A 20,468-nucleotide genomic window follows, 5' to 3' on the forward strand; every position below is an offset into this window, starting at 1 on the left:
CCACCGGCCGCCGTGACGGTGGACGACGCGTCCGGGAGATCCCGCGGCGCTACGGCAGCGGCGGAACGAGGATCTCGTCCGGCTCCTTGTCCGGTCGCAACCCCTTCCAGCTGGGGTGCCGGAGACTGTCGCCCGTGAACTCCCGGTACTCGACGTCGCCGACCAGTACGGGTTCGGCCCACCGGGCGGCCCGGACGACGGGGGCCGGCGGCGTGACGTCGAACGGATAGGTGGGCCGCTCGAGTTCGTCGAGCCGCTCCCACAGGGCCCGTCGCCCCGCGGTGGTGAAGCCCGTGCCGAGGTTGCCGATGTGGACGAGACGACCGTCGTCGTCGTGGGCGCCGAGGACCAGGGACCCGAAGGTGGCGCGGTGCGGACCGGTGCCCGGCAACCACCCGGCGACGACGGCCTCGGTGTTCCTGCGCAGCGCCGTCTTGATCCATGCCGGGGACCGGCGTCCCGGCTGATAGGTCGAGTCGGTCCGCTTGCAGACGATGCCTTCGAGACCGTGGTCGCGGGCGAGGTCGAGCAGGATCTTCGTATCGGTGCCGATCCAGTGCGGTGGGGTGCGGACCAGAGGACCGGACATCGACAGGTCGACCAGCCGGCGACGGCGTTCGAGGTACGGCAGCCCGGTCGTCGGTGCGCCGTCGAGCGCGAGCAGGTCGAACGCGTAGAACTCCACGGGTGTGGTCCTGATCAGCGCGGCCGTCGGTTTCGCCACGTGGATGCGGCTCTGCAGCCGGGGGAACGACGGCGCCCCGGTCCGCGGGTCGGGCGCGACGATTTCGCCGTCGACGACCGTCGGACGGCCGCGAGCCAGCGCCGACAGCGCGATCGTCAGCTCCGGGTAGATCCCGGAGACGTCCCTGCCGTTGCGGCTGTGGAGCCGGCACCGCTCGCCGTCGCACATCGCCACCGTGCGTGCGCCGTCCCACTTCATCTCCACCGCCCATCCGGTGCCGATCGGCGGGCGGCCGGCGGTGGCGAGCATCGGCGCCGGGACGGAGGCGCGGGCTGGGGGCATGGTAGGGATTATCCGGTGCGGCAGCGCGATGTGCAGCCCTCGAGTGCAGAATTGCGCTGGGCCACAGAGAATTACACCGATGTACTCTGCTGTGCGCCGCGGCGTGCCCCCAGGTCGGCGGGTGGGCACACGGCGCGGGGGCGGGTGGATAACGAGATGGGATCGATTTGTGGGGGTGGCGCCTGCCGGTCGTGCCGCTCGGGGGTCGCCGGTGCGCGGCTGACGAACCAGACGGCGGCGACCACGACCGCGCATCCGATCGACTGGACGAGAGTGGGGCGCTCGTGCACGAGGGCGATCGCCACCCCCATCGCCAGCACGGGCTGAGCGAGCAACAGCGTCGCGCCGACCTCGGACGGGAGCCGGGGGAGGCCGATTCCGATCAGGACCCAGCCGAGCACCTGGCCGCTCAGCGCCAGCATCGCCAGCCATCCGAGGGCGGGCCAACCGGGGGTGAGGTCGACCGGGCCCCACAGCGAGCCGACGGAAGTGCCGACGACGCCGGCGACGAGAGTCGACACGAACACCTGCGAGGAGGCTCTTCGTTCCGAACCCGCCCGACCGGCGACGAAGAGGTAGGTGCCGTACGCGAGGCCTGCGGCCAGTGCCAGCAGTGTTCCCCACATCGACCGATCGGTCTCGCCGCCGCCGAACAGGGCTCCACCGGCGAGCGCGACACCGGCGAACAGGAAGGGAACCGCCAGGACGAAGCGCACCGGAACCCGTTCGCGGAAGACCAGCCACGCCAGCAGCGGGACGACGACGACCTGGACGTTGACGACGACCGTGGCGATTCCGGCACCGATCATCTCGATCGATCGTGCCCACAGCGCGAAGTCGATGCCCAGCATCGCGCCGCCGAGCGCCTGGGTGGCGAGCACGCGGCGTGAAATGCCTCCGTGTCGCCGAATCTCTTGCAGCGCAAGAAGGCCCAGTACGGGAAGAGCGAATGCGCACCGGAAGAGGGTCGATGTCGCCGGCGACACCCCGGAGAGCTTGATCAGGCCGGCCGTCAGCGACGTCGCCGCGGCACCTGCCAGCACCGTCACCCGCGGATCCACGGGGGTGACGGTGAAGCGGGGGCGGGCGACGAGCACAGGCGGCAGGCGCGGTCCGGAGGTCATGCTCGAATTCTCGAGGGGCCGACCCGTGAGCACAAGTAAATATTCGTGCCGATGAATCGGTAGAGTTACTACCGTGTTGAGCGTCGAGCGCCTCCGGGCCCTGTGTGCGGTCGCCGAGTACGGCTCGATCAGTGCGGCGGCGCAGGCCCTGCATGTGACCCCGTCGGGGGTATCGCAGCAGTTGCACAAGTTCGAGCGCGAGGTCGGTGTGGCGCTGCTGGTGCCGTCCGGTCGCGGAGTGCAGCTCACCGATGCGGGCCGCCTGCTGGCGCGCCGTGGGCGAGAGGTGATATCCCTTCTGGCGCAAGCAGAATCGGAGGTCGTGTCCCTCGAGCGCGACGTGGTCGGAGACCTGCGGATCGGGTCGTTCGCGTCGGCGAGCCGGGTCGTCGCTCCGGCGGCGATCGCCGCCCTGCAGCGCCGCCACGCCGGACTCCGGATCGGTTTCGTCGTCGGTGAGACCGAGGAACTCGTCCCTGCGGTTGTTCGGCGCGAGTTGGATCTGGCCGTCGTCGACAGCTGGGTCACGATGCCGTTCCAGCTCCCCGAAGCGGCGGTATGCACGCTCGTGCACCGTGATTCCGCCGACGTTGCGCTTCCGATCGATCATCCTCTGGCGCACCGGGACTACGTCGATCTCGACGAGATCGCGCAGATGCCGTGGACGACCTGGACGAAGGGTGCCGTCTTCCACACCTGGCTGGTCCAGACGCTGCGCAAGCGGGGCGTCGAGCCCCGGGTCCGTTACGAGGTGCCGGAGTTCGCTGCCCAGCTCGAGTTCGTCGCGCACGGCCTCGCCGCCGCACTGGTGCCGCGCCTGGCTCGGGTGTGGGTGCCGGAGACGATCGCGATCGTGCCCGTACGGCCGACGTTGGAGCGGGAGATCTACGCCCTCCGGCGCCGGGACAACGACCGGCCCGCGGTGCGCGCCGGTATCGCGGCGCTCAGCGAGTCGTTTGCCGGGATCGGTACCTGAGTGTGCCAATGGACCGCCTCCGCGATCCCGGTGCGTCCACCTCCGGTTCTCGCCTGCCGCAATCGATTACGTGCGCGTGCATCCGCAGGTGCCGACGTCCCGCTCGGGGCGCAGGCCCCGGAGGAACACCGCGATCGGCCGGGCCAGTAGCGCGACGCTCTCCTCCGTGCCGGCGGTGACACCGTCCAGCGACCGGGCGCCGAGCAGCCGGTCCGCGGTCAGTCCCTCGGCCAGGCTCACGAGATCGGCGGCTGCGCCGTCGGCGTCCTCGGCTTCGCAGGCGAGCGCGAGGCCGCGCGCGGCCTCGCGGGAGAACAGAGAGGTCGCCAGGGCGGCGCGCTGTTCGGCGGCGATGGTCGGATCGGTGGCCAGGGCATACCGCACGAGCAGATCCCGGCGGCGGTGGCTCAGGTTGTGGTCGAGCACCGTCGCGACCGCTCGCGCGGCGGCGTCGACGTCGATCGGGGCCGGTGGCCGGGTGAGGCCGGAGTGTGCGAACTCGGCACGGGAGCGTTCGGTGAGACGGCGCACGGCCGCATCGATCAGACCGCTGCGGGTGCGGAAGTAGTACGAGCACGAACCGTCGGGAAGGTCGAGGGCGCGGTCCACCGCCCGGTGGGTCAGGGCGCGCAGTCCGTCACGGGCGATCAGGTCGAGGGTGGTCTCGGCGATCAGGGCGCGGCGATCGGGACTGCGGGCCATGCCCGGAACTCTACACATGTAGAGTCCCCGGCACGTGCAGAGGAGGATGACGGTGGACGATCCGCACCAGCGCGCCGGCGCGGAGGCGCTGCATCGGCTCGGTGGCGATCTCGCTGCCCGGCGGGCCTCCCCGTCGGGCGTCTACCTGTGGGGGCCGGTCGGCCGGGGCAAGACGTGGCTGATGGACCGGTTTCTCGAGACGGTGCCCGTGCCCGCGCGACGGCACCACTTCCACGGCTTCTTCACCGCCCTGCATGCGCATGCGCATCGACTCGGCTCGATCGACGACGCCGTCGATGCCGCGGTCGGCGACGCCCGCGTGCTGTGCTTCGACGAGTTCCACGTCCACGACATCGGCGACGGCATGCTCGTCGCGCGTGCCGTGCGCACCCTCCTCGGACGGGGCGTCGCGCTCGTCGCCACCTCCAACTATCCGCCGTCGGGGTTGCTGCCCAACCCCCTGTTCCACCACCTGTTCGAACCCACCATCGTCCTGCTCGAACGCCGGATGGAGGTGGTCGAGGTCGGGGGGCCGATCGACCGTCGCCGCACGGCCGCGCCCGCACCGGACGGCGGGTTCGGGTCGGGCGAGTTCCTCTCGCCCGGCGTCCTCGACCTGCCGGAACCGGGGGAGCGGCGAACGCTGCGGCCGTCGGGCCGGGCTCTGCCTGCGCTCGCCGTGCGCGGCGGCGTCGTCTGGTTCGACTTCGCCGACCTGTGCTGCGCGCCCACCGCGCCCGCCGACTACCTCGCAGTCCTTCGCGACCACCCCGAGTGGATCGTCACCGGCGTCCCGCCGCTGCGCGAGGTCGACCCGGACGCCCTGCGCCGCTTCGGCAACGTCGTCGATGTGCTGTGCGACGCCGGCGTTCGGCTCACCGTGTGCGCCACCGTCGCGCGCGCCGACTTCGCGACGTCCGTCCCCGCCGAACCCGACGTCGACCGGCTGCTCAGCCGCCTCGCCCTGCTCCGCGAACCCGCCCGAGCCTGGATTCAGGACAGCCAAACCTTATAGACTGCCGCGGTGTCACCACGTTCCACCGAGCTCGTCGACTGTCCGACGGTTCCGTTCGTCCGACGCCTCGCCGAGCACGGCGAACGGACCGCACTCGTCTGCGACGGCGCCGAGATCACCTATCGCGACCTGGCCGAGCGGGTCGCCGGCATCGCCGACCGACTCGGCACCACCCGCCGGCTCGTGCTCGTCGTCGGAGCCAACACCGTCGACGCGATCGTCGCCTACCTGGCGGCGCTGTCCGCCGGCCATCCCGTCCTGCTCGTGCCCGGCGACCGGCCCGACGCCCTCGCCGCGACGATCGAGGCGTACCGGCCCGACGTCGTCGTCGACGGCGGCCGCCTGGAGGAACTCGCCGAGGGCACCGGCCACGACCTGCACCCCGACCTGGCGCTGCTGTTGAGCACCTCCGGCTCGACCGGCTCGCCCAAGCTCGTCCGCCTGTCGCACCGCAACGTGCAGGCCAACGCCGAGGCCATCGCCGACTACCTCGACATCCGCGACACCGACCGCGCGATCACCACGCTGCCGATGCACTACTGCTACGGGCTGTCGGTGCTGCACAGCCACCTGTTGCGGGGCGCCGGCGTCGTGCTCACCGACCGGTCCGTCACCGACCCCGGATTCTGGGACCTCGTGCACCGGCACCGGATCAGTGCACTCGCCGGCGTGCCGTACACCTTCGACCTGCTCGACCGTGTCGGTTTCGCGGACATGGCCCTGCCGCACCTGCGCTACGTCACCCAGGCCGGCGGTCGCCTCGACCCCGACCGCGTCCGCCGCTACGTCGGCCTCGGCCATCGCCGCGGGTGGCGGTTCTTCGTGATGTACGGGCAGACCGAGGCCACCGCCCGCATGGCCTACCTGCCCCCGCATCTCGCCGCGGAGCACCCCGACACGATCGGCGTCCCCGTCCCCGGCGGCGCCTTCCGCATCGACCCCGTGCCCGAGGCCGGCGACGGTGCCGGCGAACTCGTCTACACCGGGCCCAACGTCATGCTCGGCTATGCCACGGACCCGTCCGATCTGGCTCTGGGGCGCACCGTCGACGAACTGCGCACCGGTGATCTCGCCGTCCGCACCGACGCCGGGCTGTACCGGATCGTCGGCCGTCGATCGCGCTTCGCGAAGCTGTTCGGTCTTCGCATCGATCTGCAACGCATCGAATCCGTCCTCACGCGCCACGAACTCGCCGCGTGCTGCGCCGGCGGCGACGACGAACTGATCGTCGCCGTCGAGTCCGCCGACGCCGCGCACGTACGGGCGGTCGCGGCGCGCGCGAGCGGACTGCCCGAGTCCGCGGTGCGGGTGTGCGTCGTGGCCGAGCTGCCCCGCACACCGAACGGCAAACCGGACTACCGCGCTGTCGCCGCTCTGGGCGCTACCCCGGTGCCGCCGCGGCCGGCCCCCGAATCTCGGGCCGCCGACCTCCGGCAACTGCGGGAGCTCTACGCGGACGTACTCAGCCGCGACGACGTCACCGACGACAGCACGTTCGTCGGCCTCGGGGGCGACTCGCTGTCGTACGTGCGCATGTCGGTGCGGCTCGAGCGGCTGCTCGGGCACCTGCCCGCGGACTGGCCGACGACGCCGCTGCGCGAGCTGAGCCCGTCGTCGCGCCGGACACCGCGAGGCTGGCGGACCGTCGAGACCAACGTGCTCATCCGTGCCGTGGCGATCGTGTTCATCGTCGGCTCGCACCTGCACCTGTTCGCCCTCGTGGGGGGAGCGCATGTGCTGCTCGCCGCCGCGGGCTACAACTACGCGCGGTTCCAGCTGCCCAAGCCTCGCGCCGAACGGCTGCGCACCACCCTGCTCAGTGTCGCGCGGGTCGCCGCACCCGCCGCCGTGTGGATCGGCGCGGTACACGTGATCACCGGCGAGTACCGCTGGTCGAGTGTGCTGCTGCTCAACGGGGTGTTCGGACCGCCCGCCTGGACGAGGGAGTGGCGGTACTGGTTCGTCGAGGCACTGGTGTACGCGCTGGTCGCGGTGGCTCTGCTGCTCGCCGTTCCGTGGTTCGACCGGCACGAGCGACGATTCCCGTTCGCGTTCCCGCTCGGACTGGTGGGCCTGGGGCTGCTGACCCGGTACGAGGTGCTCGGGCCGGACATGCCGACCAGTCAGATCCTCGCCTCGTACGTGGTGTTCTGGCTCTTTCCGCTGGGCTGGGCGGCAGCCCGGGCCGACGCGGGGTGGCAACGGCTGGTGGTCTCCGCCGTGGCGATCGCGACCGTACCGGGGTTCTTCCACGCCGAACCCGAGCGCACCGCGCTCGTGATCGGTGGGCTGCTCCTGTTGATCTGGGTGCCGCGGATGTGGTGGCCGGTGCTGCTGGTGCGGCCGGCCGAGGTGCTCGCCGCGTCGTCGCTGTACATCTACCTGACCCACTTCACGGTCTATCCGCAACTGCGGGACATCGACCCGTGGCTCGCGTTCGCGGCGTCACTCGTCGTGGGTGTGGCGTACTGGCAGCTGTGGGTGCGGCTGGGACAGCTGTGGGGCCGCTTGGGCAGGGGTCCCGTCGGCGCGATGCTCGCGCGGTCCGGTGCTACTCGCGCGCGTGAGGACGCGCGCAAGTAGCACCGGGGGGTGCGGATACGGGCCGACCTCTCGTCAGGGCAGCAGCCGGTCGATGAAGCTGTTGCTGAAGATCCGGTGCGGGTCGAGGCGGTTGTACACCGCTCGCGCCGAGTCCCAGTTCTCGTCCGCGGGCACGCCCTCGCGGTAGGTGTCGGGCAGGACCTGCTCGACGATCCGCTGGTCCGTGTAGGGCAGCTCGGGACCGAACGCCCAGCCCTTGGACCATTCGGGACGGAACGTGGCGCCGCCGTTGTCGTAGTGTCCGCGCATCCACTGCTCCATCTCGCGGTAGAACGCGAACATCCCGGGTGTACCGGGCACCCCGAGCACGTTGAGCCAGATCGCGGTGTCCCATTCGGGGTGATCGGGTCGCGGGCGGGTCGCGGAGATGGTCGGCGGCCCGGCGGACGGGACCTGCACGTCGTCGGGCTGGTCGAGTCCGCAGCATCGGATCTCGACGGGGCCGTTGAGCGGGTACTGCCCCAGTGCCCGGTAGTGCTCGATGCGCTGATGGAACCACTGCGTGAAGTCGTGGATCACGTTCGCGATGTTGGCGCGGTTGGTGAGGACCGCGCCGCCGCCCTCCGTGAGCCGCAGGGTGGTGGCCTTGATGTAGAACTGCAGATCCTTCGACCAGCCCCAGATGTCGCTCGAGTTCGTGGCGGCGAGGCCCGCGACGGTGGTGTTGTAGTAGACCTGGCCGAAGGCCGGGGCGACGGCCGGATTCCCGGCGGTCATCTGCCCGAGCAGATCGGTGACCGGCTCGGGGACGTTGTCCGAGAACGGGTAGTTGTAGGGGCCGAACACCTCGCGGGACGTGGCCGGCCGTTCGGGGGCGAGGGACCACACCTTCATCCACGGCTTGTCGGTGAAGGGGTACCAGATCGCCTCCGCACGCCCGGAAGCGCGCACGAAGCTCTCGAAGGTGCGTCCGGCGGCGCCGGCGGGGGCGAAGAGTTCGCGCCAGTCGATGTCGGTGTAGCTCTGGCACCGCATCCGCGTGTTCGGCCCGGCCTGCAGGGTGACCGAGGTGACGAACGTGCGACCCAGGTGCGTGAGCAGTGCGGTGCTGTCGGCGTCCGCGCGCGTGACGGTGCGCAGCGCGTACTCGCTCCCGTTCCACGCCACCACGGTCAGTTCCGTGACGAGGTTGCTCAGCGAGCCGAACGTGTTCCCCGGCACCTGCGCTTCGCCGTCGGCGGGTAACGCGGCGCCGTGGGCGTTGACGGCCAGGGAACCGGCGACGGACAGTACGCCGGGCGCGGGAAGGTTGGCCCAGCCGAGTCCGTTCGCCTGCAGCGCCGTGGTGATCGCGTCGAGCGTCGCGCCCGCACCGGCGGTGACGGTGGCGGGTGCCGATCCGGGGTTCACCGACACTGCGTTCAGGTGCACCATCGTGTCCGCCAGGATCACCTTGTCGATCGGTGCGCCGTTGACGATGGTCAGCGGCGTCCACCCGTGCATCGCGCCGCGTGGCCGGATGGTGTACCCGTGGGCGTGGGCCCAGTTCGCGAGGCGGACGACGTCCTCGGGACTGCGCGGGGCGCAGGTCCAGATGGCGTCAAGCATGATCTCCTTGGACCAGTTCTGGTAGGCCTGCTGGTACAGGGCGATGCCGTCGGGGAAGGCGGCCGGGGTGGGCAGCGTGGCGCCGGACGAGCCGGCCGGCACGGCGTGGACGGGGGTCCAGCCGCCGAGCGCGGTGGCCGCGAGGGCGCCCGCGCCGGCCGCGAGGAAACCGCGACGGGACAGGCGCAGGGGTTCGGTGCGAATCGTCATGGATGCGCTGCTTTCTCACCGCCCCGTGCCGGGACGGTGCTGGGGGAGGGCGGTGCTGGGAGAGGGCGGTGCTGGGGGAGGACGGGGTCAGGCGAGGGTGAGGACGACGTCGGTGAGGGCGGGGGCGAGGTCACGCTCGACCACCGCGGCTGTCGCGAGCACGCGGTCGCCGGTCCGCCAGGCGCGCACCCTCAGTGTCTCGCCGGGAAAGACGACGCCGGCGAATCGAGCCTTGAATCCCCGTACGGCCACGGCATCCCCGGCGAGGGCCGCATCCGTGATCGTCTTGCAGACGATCCCGTAGGTGCACAGCCCGTGCAGGATCGGGGCGGGAAATCCGGCGGCTGTCGCGAACTCCGGATCCGAGTGCAGCGGGTTGCGGTCGCCGCACAGCCGGTACAGCAGGGCCTGCTGCGGCAGCGTCGCGACGTCCACCTCGAAATCGGGTGCCCGGCCGGGAAGTTCGACGGACTCGGACGGTCCGCGTTCGCCGCCGAAGCCGCCCTCGCCGCGGGCGAAGATGGACGAACGGGCCGTCCACAGCGGACTACCGGCCGGATCTGTGGTCGTCGACTCCTGGACGATGACCGCGGCCTTGCCCTTGTCCCACACCTCGGCGATCCGGGTCACGGTGCGGCCCTTGCCTTCCGGCGGCAGGGGAGCGTGCACCGTCACCTCCTGGCTGCCGTGCACCACCTTCGCCAGGTCGATCTCGACACCCGGGAACGACACCTTCGGCGGCTCGGTCGCGTGGAACGTCGCCGCGACGGTGGCGAAGGTGGGCAGGACCTGCGGGTCGCCGTCGCGCAGGTAGCGGAGCTCACCGAGGTCGGTGGGACGGGCTCCGGCGCCGAGGCCGAGGTGATAGAGCTGGACGTCGCTGCTGCTCCAGGTGAATTCCTGGACGGGCAGTTCGGCGCCGAGCGCGACGGCGGGATCGATGGGCACGAATGAGCCTTTCTGTTCGGCGGACGGAGATCGGCGCGGCCGGGTGCGGGTCAGTGCTGTTCGACGGTCTCGGAGACCGGCGGCACCGCCGGCTGCTCCGGCCGGGCGAGTGCATCGAGGACCGCGAGATAGGCGAAGGTCATGGCCGGGCCGATCGTGGCGCCCGGTCCGGCGTACGTGTGGCCCATGACGGGACCGCTGGCATTGCCGGCCGCGTAGAGGCCCTCGATCACGGTCCCGTCCTCGCGCAGGACCCGGGCGTCGGCGTCGGTGCGCAGGCCACCCTTGGTGCCTAGATCGCCGGGCACCACCTTGATCGCGTAGAAGGGGGCTTTGTCGATGACGCCGAGACTCGGGTTGGGCTTGTTGCGCGGGTCGCCGTAGTAGTGGTCGTAGCCCGATTCCCCGCGCCCGAAGTCCTCGTCCCGGCCCGCCCGGGCGAAACCGTTGAAGCGTTCCACCGTCGCGGTGAGGGCGGCGGCCGGAACCCCGATCTTCCCGGCGAGCTCGGCGATCGAGCCGGCGCGGACGACGACACCCGCCTTCAGCCAGCGCTTGGGGAAGGGGCTGCGGGGCGTGATGCCGGCGAAGGTGTAGCGGTTGCGGTAGCGCTGGTCGAGGATCATCCAGCACGGGATGTTCTCGCCGGGCCCGTCGCCCCGGCCGTGCCGACCGCCGTACATGGCGTGCACCGCTTCGACGTACGGGGCGGATTCGTTGACGAAGCGCCGGCCCGCCGCGTTGACCATCATCGAGCCCGGCAGGCTGCGCTCGGACAGGGCGAACCACGGGCCGCCGGTGAGCGGGAAGGACGGGCCCCACCAGGCGTCGTCCATGAAATCGACGGCGGCGCCGAGGGACTGGCCCGCGCGGATGCCGTCCCCGGTGTTGGCCTTCGCGCCGACGGTCCACTCGGTGCCGATCGGCGCGCGCTGGTACTGCGTGCGCATCTGCTCGTTGTGTTCGAAACCGCCGGAGGCGATCACGACGCCGCGGCGGGCCCGGACGGTGCGCTGCTGTCCGTCCGACTCGACCCGCACACCGCGCACCACCCCGTCCTCGACGACGAGGTCCGTCAAAGCGGTGTTCAGCAGCAGCGGTACTCCGGCGTCACGCAGACCCATGCGGAGTCCGGCCATGAGTGCCTGGCCGCGGACCAGCAGGTGCCTTCTGCGGGCCCGCGCCCACAGGTACCGCACGCCGACCTTCGCGGCGCGGACCGGCCCGCGGGGATTGCGCATGAGCAGGTTGAGCCACTTGTAGTCGGCCTGGGTGATGACGAAGTTGGGTGGGCCCTTGACATAGTCGGGTTCGAGCAGGGCGAGGTCGTCGCCGAGTCGCTTGCCGTCGAACGGCTTCGGTTCGACGGACCGCCCGCCGAGCCGGCCGCCGGGGGCCTCGGGGTAGTAGTCGGAGTAGCCCGGCACCCACTGCAGTTCCAGGGCGCTGTGCTCCAGGACGAAGGACAGCATCTCGGGTCCGCGGTCGATGTAGGTGTCGATCTTGCCGGCGGGCACGACGTCGCCGATGATGCTGTGCAGGTAGGTGCGGGCGGCCTCCGGGGTGTCGGTGACGCCGGCCGCCCCGAGGACCTCGTTGTTCGGAATCCACACGCCGCCGCCCGAGCGCGCACTCGAACCGCCGTAGTGCGGTGCCTTCTCGACCAGGACGACGCTCGCGCCCCGGTGCGCGGCGGTCAGCGCGGCGGTCATTCCGCCGGCGCCGCTGCCGACGACGACGATGTCGTATTCCTGCTTGATCATGTAGAACACGTTATAGAATGATGGCGCGGTGAGTCCATCCCTTCTGCCAGGAAGATCACCCGCACACCACGCGTCGAACGGAAACAGGTTGCAGAACATGCCGGTCGCCGGTGAACAGGAAGGAACCGCAATGCTGCCGACGCAACTGCGCACCCGGCTGGCGGACGAGCTCGAGGCCGCCGAGCGCGACCGTACCCCCGTCGACCCGCTCGTGGCCCGGCACCCCGACATCGACGTCGTCGACGCCTACGAGATCCAGCTGATCAACATCCGGCGTCGCCTCGCGGCCGGTGCTCGCGTGGTCGGCCACAAGGTGGGGCTGTCGTCCCTGGCCATGCAGCAGATGATGGGTGTGGACGAGCCCGACTACGGTCATCTGCTCGACGACATGCAGGTCTTCGAGGACCGGCCCGTCGACACCTTGCGGTACTGCTTCCCGCGGGTGGAGGTCGAGGTGGCCTTCGTGCTCGGCAAGGACCTGCCCGGGGCGGACTGCGCCGAGAACGACGTCCTCGATGCCACCGTCGCGTTCGCGCCGTCCATCGAACTGATCGACAGCCGGATCAAGGACTGGAAGATCGGCCTCGCGGACACCATCGCCGACAATGCCTCGTCTGCCGGCTGGGTGCTCGGCACGCAGCGGGTCGCGCCGTCCGATATCGACATCAAGGGCATCGACGCGGTGCTCACCCGCAACGGCGAGCGGATCGCCGAGGGACGCAGCGACGCGGTGCTCGGCAATCCCGTCACCGCGGTCGCGTGGCTCGCCCGCAAGGTCGACAGTTTCGGGGTGCGGCTGAAGGCGGGCGACATCGTCCTGCCCGGTTCGTGCACGCGGGCGATCGATGCGCGCCCCGGCGACGAGTTCCACGCCGAGTTCGCGGGACTGGGCTCCGTCTCGCTCACGTTCTCGTGACCACCCGGTCCCGACTGCAAGGAGAAACCATGGCCAAGGCACGTGTCGCAATCGTCGGGTCGGGCAACATCAGCACCGACCTGCTCTACAAGCTGCAACGCTCGGATGTGCTCGAGCCTCGCTGGATGATCGGTATCGACCCCGCGAGCGAGGGACTCGCCCGCGCCCGCACGCTCGGCCTGGAGACGTCGGCCGAGGGGATCGACTGGTTGCTCGCGCAGCCGGAGAAGCCGGACCTGGTGTTCGAGGCGACGTCCGCATACGTGCACCGGGAGGCCGCACCGAGGTACGAGGCGGCCGGCATCCGGGCGATCGATCTCACCCCCGCGGCCGTCGGACCGGCCGTCGTGCCACCCGCGAACCTCGGTGCGCACCTGGACGTGCCCAACGTCAACATGATCACCTGCGGCGGCCAGGCCACCATCCCGATCGTGCACGCCGTCTCCCGCGTGGTGGACGTGCCCTACGCCGAGATCGTGGCGTCCGTGGCGTCGGTATCCGCCGGTCCGGGCACCCGCGCCAACATCGACGAGTTCACCAAGACCACCAGCCGGGGCATCGAGACCATCGGCGGTGCCCGCAGAGGCAAGGCGATCATCGTCCTCAATCCGGCGGACCCGCCGATGATCATGCGCGACACCATCTTCTGTGCCATCCCCGAGGACGCCGACCGGGACGCGATCGCCGAATCCATCCACCGCGTCGTCGCCGACGTGCAGCAGTACGTGCCCGGCTACCGTCTGCTCAACGAACCGCAGTTCGACGATCCGACCGTCGTGTCCGGCGGGCACGCCACCGTCACCACCTTCGTCGAGGTCGAGGGCGCCGGCGACTTCCTGCCGCCGTACGCCGGCAACCTCGACATCATGACCGCGGCCGCCACCAAGGTGGGCGAGGAGATCGCCCGCGCACTCCTCTCGGCGGACGCCCTCCCCTCGAACACCTCCGTGAAGGCGTGAATCCGATGACCGCTACCGACCGCCGCGACGACATCTTCTTCGAACCGTCGTGGGACATCCGCGTGACCGACACGTCGCTGCGCGACGGCTCCCACCACAAGCGTCACCAGTTCGACCGGGAGGAGGTGCGTGCCGTCGTCGCCGCCCTCGACCTCTCGGGCGTCCCCGTCATCGAGGTCACCCACGGCGACGGTCTCGGGGGCTCGTCGTTCAACTACGGGTTCTCGAAGGTGCCCGAGCAGGAACTGATCAAGATCGCCGTCGACACCGCCCAGCACGCGAAGATCGCGTTCCTCATGCTCCCCGGCGTCGGCATCAAGGAGGACATCGTCGAGGCGCAGGACAACGGCGCCTCGATCTGCCGCATCGCCACGCACTGCACCGAGGCCGACGTGTCCGTCCAGCACTTCGGGCTCGCCCGCGAGCGCGGACTCGAGACCGTGGGCTTCCTGATGATGGCGCACACCGTCACCCCGGAGAAGCTCGCCGAGCAGGCCCGCATCATGGCCGACGCCGGCTGCCAGTGCGTGTACGTCGTGGACTCCGCCGGCGCGCTCGTTCTCGAACAGGTCACCGAGAGGGTCGAGGCGCTCGTCGCCGAACTGGGGTCGGACGCGCAGGTCGGCTTCCACGGCCACGAGAATCTCGGCCTGGGCGTGGCGAACTCGATCGCGGCGGTCCGGGCCGGCGCCAAGCAGATCGACGGGTCGGCCCGCCGGTTCGGCGCGGGTGCCGGCAACACCCCGGTCGAGGCGTTCGTCGGGGTGTGCGACAAGGTGGGGATCAAGACCGGCATCGACTTCTTCGCGATCGCCGACGCCGCGGAGGACGTCGTGCGCCCGGTGATGCCCGCCGAATGCCTCCTCGACCGTCAGGCCCTGATGATGGGCTACGCCGGGGTGTACTCGAGCTTCCTGCGCCACGCCGAGCGCCAGGCCGAGCGGTACGGGGTCTCCGCCGCGGAACTGCTGGTGCGGGCGGGCAAGCGCAAGCTCATCGGTGGCCAGGAGGACCAGTTGATCGACATCGCCCTCGAACTCCAGCGCGAGCAGCAGTCCGCCTGACCGACCGCCTGCCCGACCCCCGACCGACCCCCCGCCCGCCTGCCCGACCGAATGTCACATCGCGTCGATCCGATCGACGCGATGTGACATTCGGCCCCCCGGGGGCGCGTCGCTGCGCTCACAGGCGGGGGATCGCTCACGGCTTCACGAGTCCTGTTCGGTAGGCGATGACGACCAGTTGCGCGCGGTCGCGAGCCCCGAGTTTCACCATGGCATGGCTGACGTGGGTACGGGCGGTGGCCGGGCTGAGGCAGAGTTCGGCGCCGATCTCCTTGTTGCTCATGCCCATACCTACGAGCGTCAGGACCTCACGTTCCCGGTCGGTGAGAACCTCGAGCCGACGATCGGCGGCCTTGTCGGCGGTGCGCTGTGCGGTGAACTGGGCGATGAGTCGGCGCGTGATGCGCGGTGCGAGCAGAGCCTCTCCGGCGGCGATCACGCGGATACCGTGCAGGAGCTCGGCGGGGCCGGCGTCCTTGAGCAGGAAGCCGCTGGCGCCGGCCTGCAAGCCTTCGAAGACGTAGGCGTCGGTGTCGTAGGTGGTCAGGATGAGGATGCGTACGTGCTGGAGCCCGGGGGTGGTGGTGATCTGCCGGGTGGCCTCGATGCCGTCCATCTTCGGCATCCGGATATCCATGAGGACGACGTCCGGGCGCACGGCGCGGGCCTGCTCCACGGCCTCGGCGCCGGTTGCGGCTTCCCCGACCACCGTGATGCCGTCCTCGACCTCGAGCAGGATCCTGAAACCGGACCGCACGAGATGCTCGTCGTCTACGAGCAGGACCTTGATGGGGGCGTCGGGGCCGGAGGCGCCCGGGTTCATGCGTTCACCGTTCCGGTCGGGGCCAAGGGCAGCCGGGCGGTGACGGCGAAGCCACCGCCCGGGAGCGGACCGGCGTCGAAGTCTCCGCCCAGGAGCTGGCAACGCTCGCGCATTCCCACGATCCCGTGTCCGCGTGTGCCCGTGCCGGCGAACCCACCGTCGGCACGGTCGGCTGCTTCCTCGGTGTCCCCACCGATGCGCGGGCCGTCGTTCGTCACGCGGACTTCCACGGCGTCGGGGCCGTAGTCGAGTACGACCGCGACCCGGGTCGGGCCGACGTGGCGAATCACATTGGTGATCGACTCCTGCAGGATCCGGTACACGGCGCTGCCGACCGCGCCGGGTACGGGCGGCGGGGGTGAGATCGTCTCCAACTCGACGTCGAGCCCGGCGTCGCGCGCCCTGGCGGTGAGTTCGCCGACCTGCGCGAGGCCCGGCGGCGGGAGGCGGTCGTCGCGGTCGTCGCGAAGGACTCCGAGGATGGCCCGCATCTCCTGCAGTGCCCGGGAACTGGTCTGCTCGATGGCCTCGAGCGTCCGGCGTGCTTGTTCGGGTCGCTTGTCCAGCACGTGCGCGGTGACCCCGGATTGCACGTTGATGACGGCGATGGCGTGCGCGACGGTGTCGTGGACCTCGCGTGCGATCCTGAGCCGTTCCTCGTCGACCCGGGCGCGTGCTTCGTCCTCACGAGAGCGTTCTGCCAGTTCGGCGCGCTCGAGCGCTTCCTCCGCGATGACTCTCCTCGAGCGGACGCTCTCCCCGAGGGCGGCACTCATGCCCGCGGCGCCGATCCGGAAGTACACCCAGCCGACCGCGGCGGGGGGCTCGATGTCGGCCGCGGCGAGCAGCCACACCGCGGACAGTGCTGCAATGCCGACCCCGGCCACCACCAGCGAGCGACGTCCGTCGCCGCGGGCGGTGAGGGTGTAGAGGGCCACGAACAGGCCCAGCCATGTGGGACCGTCCGGGAAATCGAGCGCGTAGTACACCATGCTCGCGAGCGCGGTCACGACGAACACTGCGACGGGACGGCGGCGGCGCCAGACCAGGACCGCGCCGCCGGTGACCAAGAGGAGGTAGCCGAGATTCCCGAGGTCGGACAGCGGGCGCAGCACGGCCTCCGGTTCCCCGCCGTTGCGGACGACCGTTCCCTGGACCTGCATCACCGTGATGAACACCGCCAGGAGCACATCCTGCGCCCAGGCGGGCGGGCGGAACAACGTGACGCGCTCCTGCATGGCGCGATCATATGGCTCCGGGCCGGGATGACAACTCCCCCGAACTGCGCAACCGCCTACGTCGAGGAGCGTGGTTGCGGGTGAGCGACCTACGTCGAACTCCGTATCCGCTGCCGCCCGCCGCCCGAGGACACCGCGTTTGCCGAGACACGACGATCGAGTGCGTCCGCTCAGCGACGGAGGCCTCCGGTAGCCGTCGTTCGACCGAAAGGATCCGCAATGCCTGTCCTCGACTTGCTTGCCGCACCGGCGACGACACAGGTCGTCGTTCTCGCTGCCGGCTACGAACTCGGCGTCGGACGAGCCGTGCCCACAGCGGCAGCCGTACTGGGGTTGATCAGCGCCGTCGCCGGGGGGCTGGCCCTGGCCCGATCCCGCCGGCCCGGCACCGGACCAGCCCGGACGATCGTGGCCGTGGTGCTGGGGCCGCTCAGCGTGATCGCCGGTGGAGTACACGGGGTCAACGCCGCCGGGGGCCTCGGCACCGGCAACGGGCTCGCCGGCGCCGTCGTCGCCGTGGCGCTGGGACTGACCGGCACGGTCCTCGGCGGGCTCGCTCTGGCTCGCGCTCGTCGCCGCTCCGGACATGGCTCCGGTCCCGCGCCCGCGTCGTGAGCGCCCGACCGGTCCGCCGGCGCGGGGTGCTGCGCAGTGACCCGGCGCCGCCCCCGACCGGCAGCCCCCCGTCTGCGCTCGCGGCGCACCCCTCGGCTCGCAGGCCCGCTGCTTACGCGGTGGGCCATGCCGACCGGCGCCGCCCCCGCGGGGTGACGAGCCCTTGCAGGCGAGTGCGGTGGGGCCTCGTGGTCCGGCGACGTCGGGCACCGGGCGGCCGGGTGTGTTCCCGGTCGTGAGCGGCGGGACAGGGTTGGGTGTGGTTACCCTCGACTGATGGCTGCATTCCCGGAGTCCACGGTGAGCACGAACTCGGCGGTGGCCGGCTTCGAAAGCACTTTTGCCGACGAGCTGGGTGCTCTGGCCGTGCCGTGGCAGGGTGTTCATGTTCCCGACCCGAAGTTGCTGGCGCTCAACGAGCGGCTCGCGGTGTCGCTGGGATGGGACGTGGAGGTGCTGCGGAGCGAGGCCGGGGTCGGGGTGTTGTCCGGATCGACGGCGCCGGCCGGGGCCACGCCGGTGGCGATGGCGTATGCGGGCCATCAGTTCGGTGGGTACGCGCCGCTGCTCGGGGACGGCCGGGCGTTGCTGCTCGGCGAAGTGGTGGGCAGTGACGGTCGGCGGGTGGATCTGCACCTGAAGGGCTCGGGGCCCACGCCGTTCTCTCGGGGCGGTGACGGCTACGCGGTCCTCGGCCCGATGCTGCGCGAGTACCTGGTCAGCGAGGCCATACACGCTCTCGGTATTCCCACGACGCGCGCGCTGTCGGTGGTCGCGACGGGCCGCCGCGTACGCCGGGACGGCGCACAGCCCGGTGCGGTGCTCGCCCGGGTCGCGGCCAGTCACCTGCGGGTCGGGACCTTCGAATTCGCGGCCCGACAGGAGGGAGTCCTGCAGCGGCTGGCCGACTACGCGATCGCCCGCCACTACCCGGAGGTGGCCGAGCTGCCGGCCACGGGGGAGGGCAGTCGCTACCTGGCATTCTTCGAGGCGGTGGTCGAGGCACAGGCAGCACTGGTGGCGCAGTGGACGCTCACCGGCTTCGTGCACGGGGTGATGAACACCGACAACACGACCATTTCGGGACAGACCATCGACTACGGTCCGTGCGCCTTCCTCGATGCGTTCGACCCCGCGGCGGTGTTCAGTTCGATCGATCACAGCGGCCGCTACGCGTTCGGCAACCAGCCGGCTGTCCTGAAATGGAATCTGGCGCGCTTCGCGGAAACACTGCTGCCGCTGATCGACACGACGCCGGAGAACGCGATCGGCGCGGTATCGGCAGTCCTCGACACCTTCGAGGAGCGGTACGAGGGCCACTACGCGGCCGGGATGGCGGCCAAACTCGGGGCGGCGGGCACACTCCTCGACCGTGCGCTCGTCGACGACCTGCTGAGGCTGATGGCCGGGCACGGCGCCGACTGGACGGGCAGCTTCCGTGCGCTCGCGGAAGAACTGCGGGGACATTCGACGCCGTTGCATGCCCTGATTCCCCGCGAGCGTATGGGGCCCTGGGTGCAGCGCTGGCGCGGCGCACTGACCGCACAGGGGCGCGAGGCGGTGGCGACCGCGGACGCGATGGACCGGGTGAACCCGCTGTACATCCCGCGCAATCATCAGCTCGATGCCGCGTTGCGGGCCGCGACCGACGGAGAGTTCGCCCCGTTCGAGAAGCTGCTCGACGTCGTCACGCATCCGTTCGATCGTCGCGACGAATGGTCCGACTACACCACCCCTGCCCCGCCGTCGTTCAGCGCAACCTTCCGAACCTTCTGCGGCACCTGACGCCCGAGTGCACGCCGCCGGGTACGACTGTGTTCGTCCCCGGGGGGCTACGTCGTCGGTGATGCGCCGAGGGGAACGACGGCGGCAGACCCGGCGGAGGCACCGCCGAGCACACGGACCCAGGTGGGGCGGGTTCAGCCGTCCCTCCCGGCGCCGCGGTCGGGGGCGCTCATGTCCCCGGTGCCGGGTATGCCGTCGGCGAGCGCGTAGCGCAGGTACACGGTGCCCGTCGGGCCGGCTACCGGCGGTGCGAGGAGAGTGAGGTTGGTGGGCACCGCGCCGGCGTCGAACACCTTCTTCCCGACGCCGAGCACGATCGGGTGCACCCACAGGTCGAGCCGGTCGAAGAGTTTCTCGCGCAGCAGGGTCTGGACCAGGTCCAGGCTCCCGACGACCTTGATGTGCTCGTGCCGGTCCCGGATCTCGCGCACCGCACCGGCCAGATCGGGGCCGAGCTGTGTGGATCCGGACCAGGAGAGGTCGGGCCGGCCGCGGGAGGCCACGTACTTCGGGACGCTGTTGAACAGTGTGGCGATGTCGTGGTCCTCGCCGCTGTGCTGGTGCGGCCAGTAGGCGGCGAAGATGTCGTAGGTCCGGCGGCCGAGCAGCAGGGCGTCGGTGCCGTCGTAGGCGGCCCCGATCTGCGCGCCGGTGACCTCGTCGAGCAGGGGCGCCTGCCACCCGCCGAACGGGAATCCTTCCGGGTCTTCGTCGGGGCCGCCGGGTGCCTGTCCGACGAGGTCGAGGGTGGTGAACAGTTCGATGTCGATCAGGCCCATGGCTCGGCTCCCGGTGAAGTGGTGTGTCTCCGTCGCAAAGGTAGACCCGTGGGAGGCGGCGGACTCATCGCTGTGACGGCATCTGACTTCATGCTCTTCGACCGACCTCGCGGTGCATCGGTCCCGGCCGGTCCTGCGGTGGCGTCCGTGCGGTGCCCGGCAGTCCGGGCTCGAGGGGCGGTGCACATCTCTCCCTCGCCTCGATCGATCGCGCAGGTCGTACCGGAGAACGGCCGCTCGTGCGGTACCGAGTTTCGTGCGATGCGAGCGGTATTGCGGCACTCGCGGAAGACGATGACGGTGTCGCGTTCTGAAATGGTGGACGATCTGGCTGATTCGTCGAAAGAGGTGCCGCAACAAGCAAGAGCGATG

General features: G+C 70.7%; 17 protein-coding genes. 8 read left to right on the forward strand and 9 right to left on the reverse strand.

Going from position 1 to position 20,468, the window contains the following annotated elements; genetic code table 11:
- Window positions 1–49: 49 nt before the first annotated feature.
- Together ligD and F1734_RS05145 are read right to left on the reverse strand one after the other, a co-directional pair.
- Complete coding sequence (ligD, locus tag F1734_RS05140; RefSeq protein WP_040273806.1) at window positions 50–1,027, reverse strand: non-homologous end-joining DNA ligase; 978 nt, start codon at window positions 1,025–1,027, stop codon at window positions 50–52.
- A 71-nt stretch (window positions 1,028–1,098) separates the two neighbouring features.
- Complete coding sequence (locus tag F1734_RS05145; RefSeq protein ID WP_230831689.1) at window positions 1,099–2,151, reverse strand: DMT family transporter; 1,053 nt, start codon at window positions 2,149–2,151, stop codon at window positions 1,099–1,101.
- 73 nt (window positions 2,152–2,224) lie between these two features.
- Between F1734_RS05145 and F1734_RS05150 the strand changes: the two genes are divergently transcribed.
- Entirely contained in the window at window positions 2,225–3,127 is a 903-nt protein-coding gene (locus F1734_RS05150; protein ID WP_010594518.1) for a LysR family transcriptional regulator, read from the forward strand.
- 66 nt (window positions 3,128–3,193) lie between these two features.
- Here the strand turns inward: F1734_RS05150 and F1734_RS05155 are convergent, their stop codons facing one another.
- Complete coding sequence (locus F1734_RS05155) at window positions 3,194–3,829, reverse strand: TetR/AcrR family transcriptional regulator (protein WP_010594517.1); 636 nt, start codon at window positions 3,827–3,829, stop codon at window positions 3,194–3,196.
- Between the two features lie 46 nt (window positions 3,830–3,875).
- Here F1734_RS05155 and zapE point away from each other — a divergent pair, with 46 nt between their 5' ends.
- Both zapE and F1734_RS05165 read left to right on the forward strand, forming a co-directional pair.
- A complete protein-coding gene (gene zapE, locus F1734_RS05160) occupies window positions 3,876–4,844 on the forward strand; it encodes a cell division protein ZapE (RefSeq protein ID WP_040273809.1) in 969 nt (322 codons plus the stop codon).
- Between the two features lie 9 nt (window positions 4,845–4,853).
- Window positions 4,854–7,427: a non-ribosomal peptide synthetase gene (locus F1734_RS05165; RefSeq protein ID WP_040273811.1), complete on the forward strand. Its 2,574-nt coding sequence runs from the start codon at window positions 4,854–4,856 to the stop codon at window positions 7,425–7,427.
- A gap of 33 nt (window positions 7,428–7,460) precedes the next feature.
- Here F1734_RS05165 and F1734_RS05170 read toward each other — a convergent pair whose 3' ends face one another.
- The 3 genes from F1734_RS05170 to kstD all read right to left on the reverse strand — a co-directional run bounded on the left by F1734_RS05170 (window position 7,461) and on the right by kstD (window position 11,917).
- Window positions 7,461–9,206: a cholesterol oxidase substrate-binding domain-containing protein gene (locus F1734_RS05170; RefSeq protein WP_040273814.1), complete on the reverse strand. Its 1,746-nt coding sequence runs from the start codon at window positions 9,204–9,206 to the stop codon at window positions 7,461–7,463.
- 87 nt (window positions 9,207–9,293) lie between these two features.
- Window positions 9,294–10,154, reverse strand: coding sequence for a MaoC/PaaZ C-terminal domain-containing protein (locus tag F1734_RS05175; RefSeq protein ID WP_010594513.1), 861 nt, complete (start codon window positions 10,152–10,154; stop codon window positions 9,294–9,296).
- A gap of 50 nt (window positions 10,155–10,204) precedes the next feature.
- On the reverse strand, window positions 10,205–11,917 hold the full coding sequence (gene kstD, locus F1734_RS05180) for a 3-oxosteroid 1-dehydrogenase (protein WP_048773443.1): 1,713 nt from the start codon (window positions 11,915–11,917) through the stop codon (window positions 10,205–10,207).
- A 130-nt stretch (window positions 11,918–12,047) separates the two neighbouring features.
- On the opposite strand from kstD, the gene F1734_RS05185 reads away from it, so the two are divergent.
- Genes F1734_RS05185 through dmpG form a run of 3 tightly spaced genes read left to right on the forward strand, consistent with a single transcriptional unit; the run spans window position 12,048 to window position 14,856 of the window.
- Window positions 12,048–12,833, forward strand: coding sequence for a 2-keto-4-pentenoate hydratase (locus tag F1734_RS05185; protein ID WP_010594511.1), 786 nt, complete (start codon window positions 12,048–12,050; stop codon window positions 12,831–12,833).
- Between the two features lie 29 nt (window positions 12,834–12,862).
- A complete protein-coding gene (locus F1734_RS05190; RefSeq protein WP_010594510.1) occupies window positions 12,863–13,792 on the forward strand; it encodes an acetaldehyde dehydrogenase (acetylating) in 930 nt (309 codons plus the stop codon).
- Between the two features lie 5 nt (window positions 13,793–13,797).
- The gene (dmpG, locus tag F1734_RS05195) at window positions 13,798–14,856 is read left to right on the forward strand and encodes a 4-hydroxy-2-oxovalerate aldolase (RefSeq protein ID WP_003935900.1); all 1,059 of its coding nucleotides are present in this window, start codon (window positions 13,798–13,800) and stop codon (window positions 14,854–14,856) included.
- A gap of 136 nt (window positions 14,857–14,992) precedes the next feature.
- Here dmpG and F1734_RS05200 read toward each other — a convergent pair whose 3' ends face one another.
- Together F1734_RS05200 and F1734_RS05205 are read right to left on the reverse strand one after the other, a co-directional pair.
- On the reverse strand, window positions 14,993–15,679 hold the full coding sequence (locus tag F1734_RS05200) for a response regulator transcription factor (protein WP_010594508.1): 687 nt from the start codon (window positions 15,677–15,679) through the stop codon (window positions 14,993–14,995).
- On the reverse strand, window positions 15,676–16,917 hold the full coding sequence (locus F1734_RS05205; RefSeq protein WP_010594507.1) for a sensor histidine kinase: 1,242 nt from the start codon (window positions 16,915–16,917) through the stop codon (window positions 15,676–15,678). Before F1734_RS05205 ends, F1734_RS05200 begins: the two co-directional genes overlap by 4 nt.
- A 219-nt stretch (window positions 16,918–17,136) precedes the next feature.
- On the opposite strand from F1734_RS05205, the gene F1734_RS05210 reads away from it, so the two are divergent.
- Both F1734_RS05210 and F1734_RS05215 read left to right on the forward strand, forming a co-directional pair.
- Window positions 17,137–17,532 (forward strand): DUF6223 family protein, encoded by a 396-nt coding sequence (locus F1734_RS05210; RefSeq protein ID WP_017680960.1) that lies wholly within the window; start codon window positions 17,137–17,139, stop codon window positions 17,530–17,532.
- A gap of 276 nt (window positions 17,533–17,808) precedes the next feature.
- A complete protein-coding gene (locus tag F1734_RS05215; RefSeq protein WP_017680961.1) occupies window positions 17,809–19,317 on the forward strand; it encodes a protein adenylyltransferase SelO in 1,509 nt (502 codons plus the stop codon).
- Window positions 19,318–19,451: 134 nt separating this feature from the next.
- Here the strand turns inward: F1734_RS05215 and F1734_RS05220 are convergent, their stop codons facing one another.
- Window positions 19,452–20,096, reverse strand: coding sequence for a dihydrofolate reductase family protein (locus F1734_RS05220; protein ID WP_010594504.1), 645 nt, complete (start codon window positions 20,094–20,096; stop codon window positions 19,452–19,454).
- Window positions 20,097–20,468 lie beyond the last annotated feature (372 nt).

It is taken from the genome of Rhodococcus ruber (genome assembly GCF_016804345.1).
In the GTDB taxonomy this organism is placed as follows: domain Bacteria; phylum Actinomycetota; class Actinomycetes; order Mycobacteriales; family Mycobacteriaceae; genus Rhodococcus; species Rhodococcus ruber.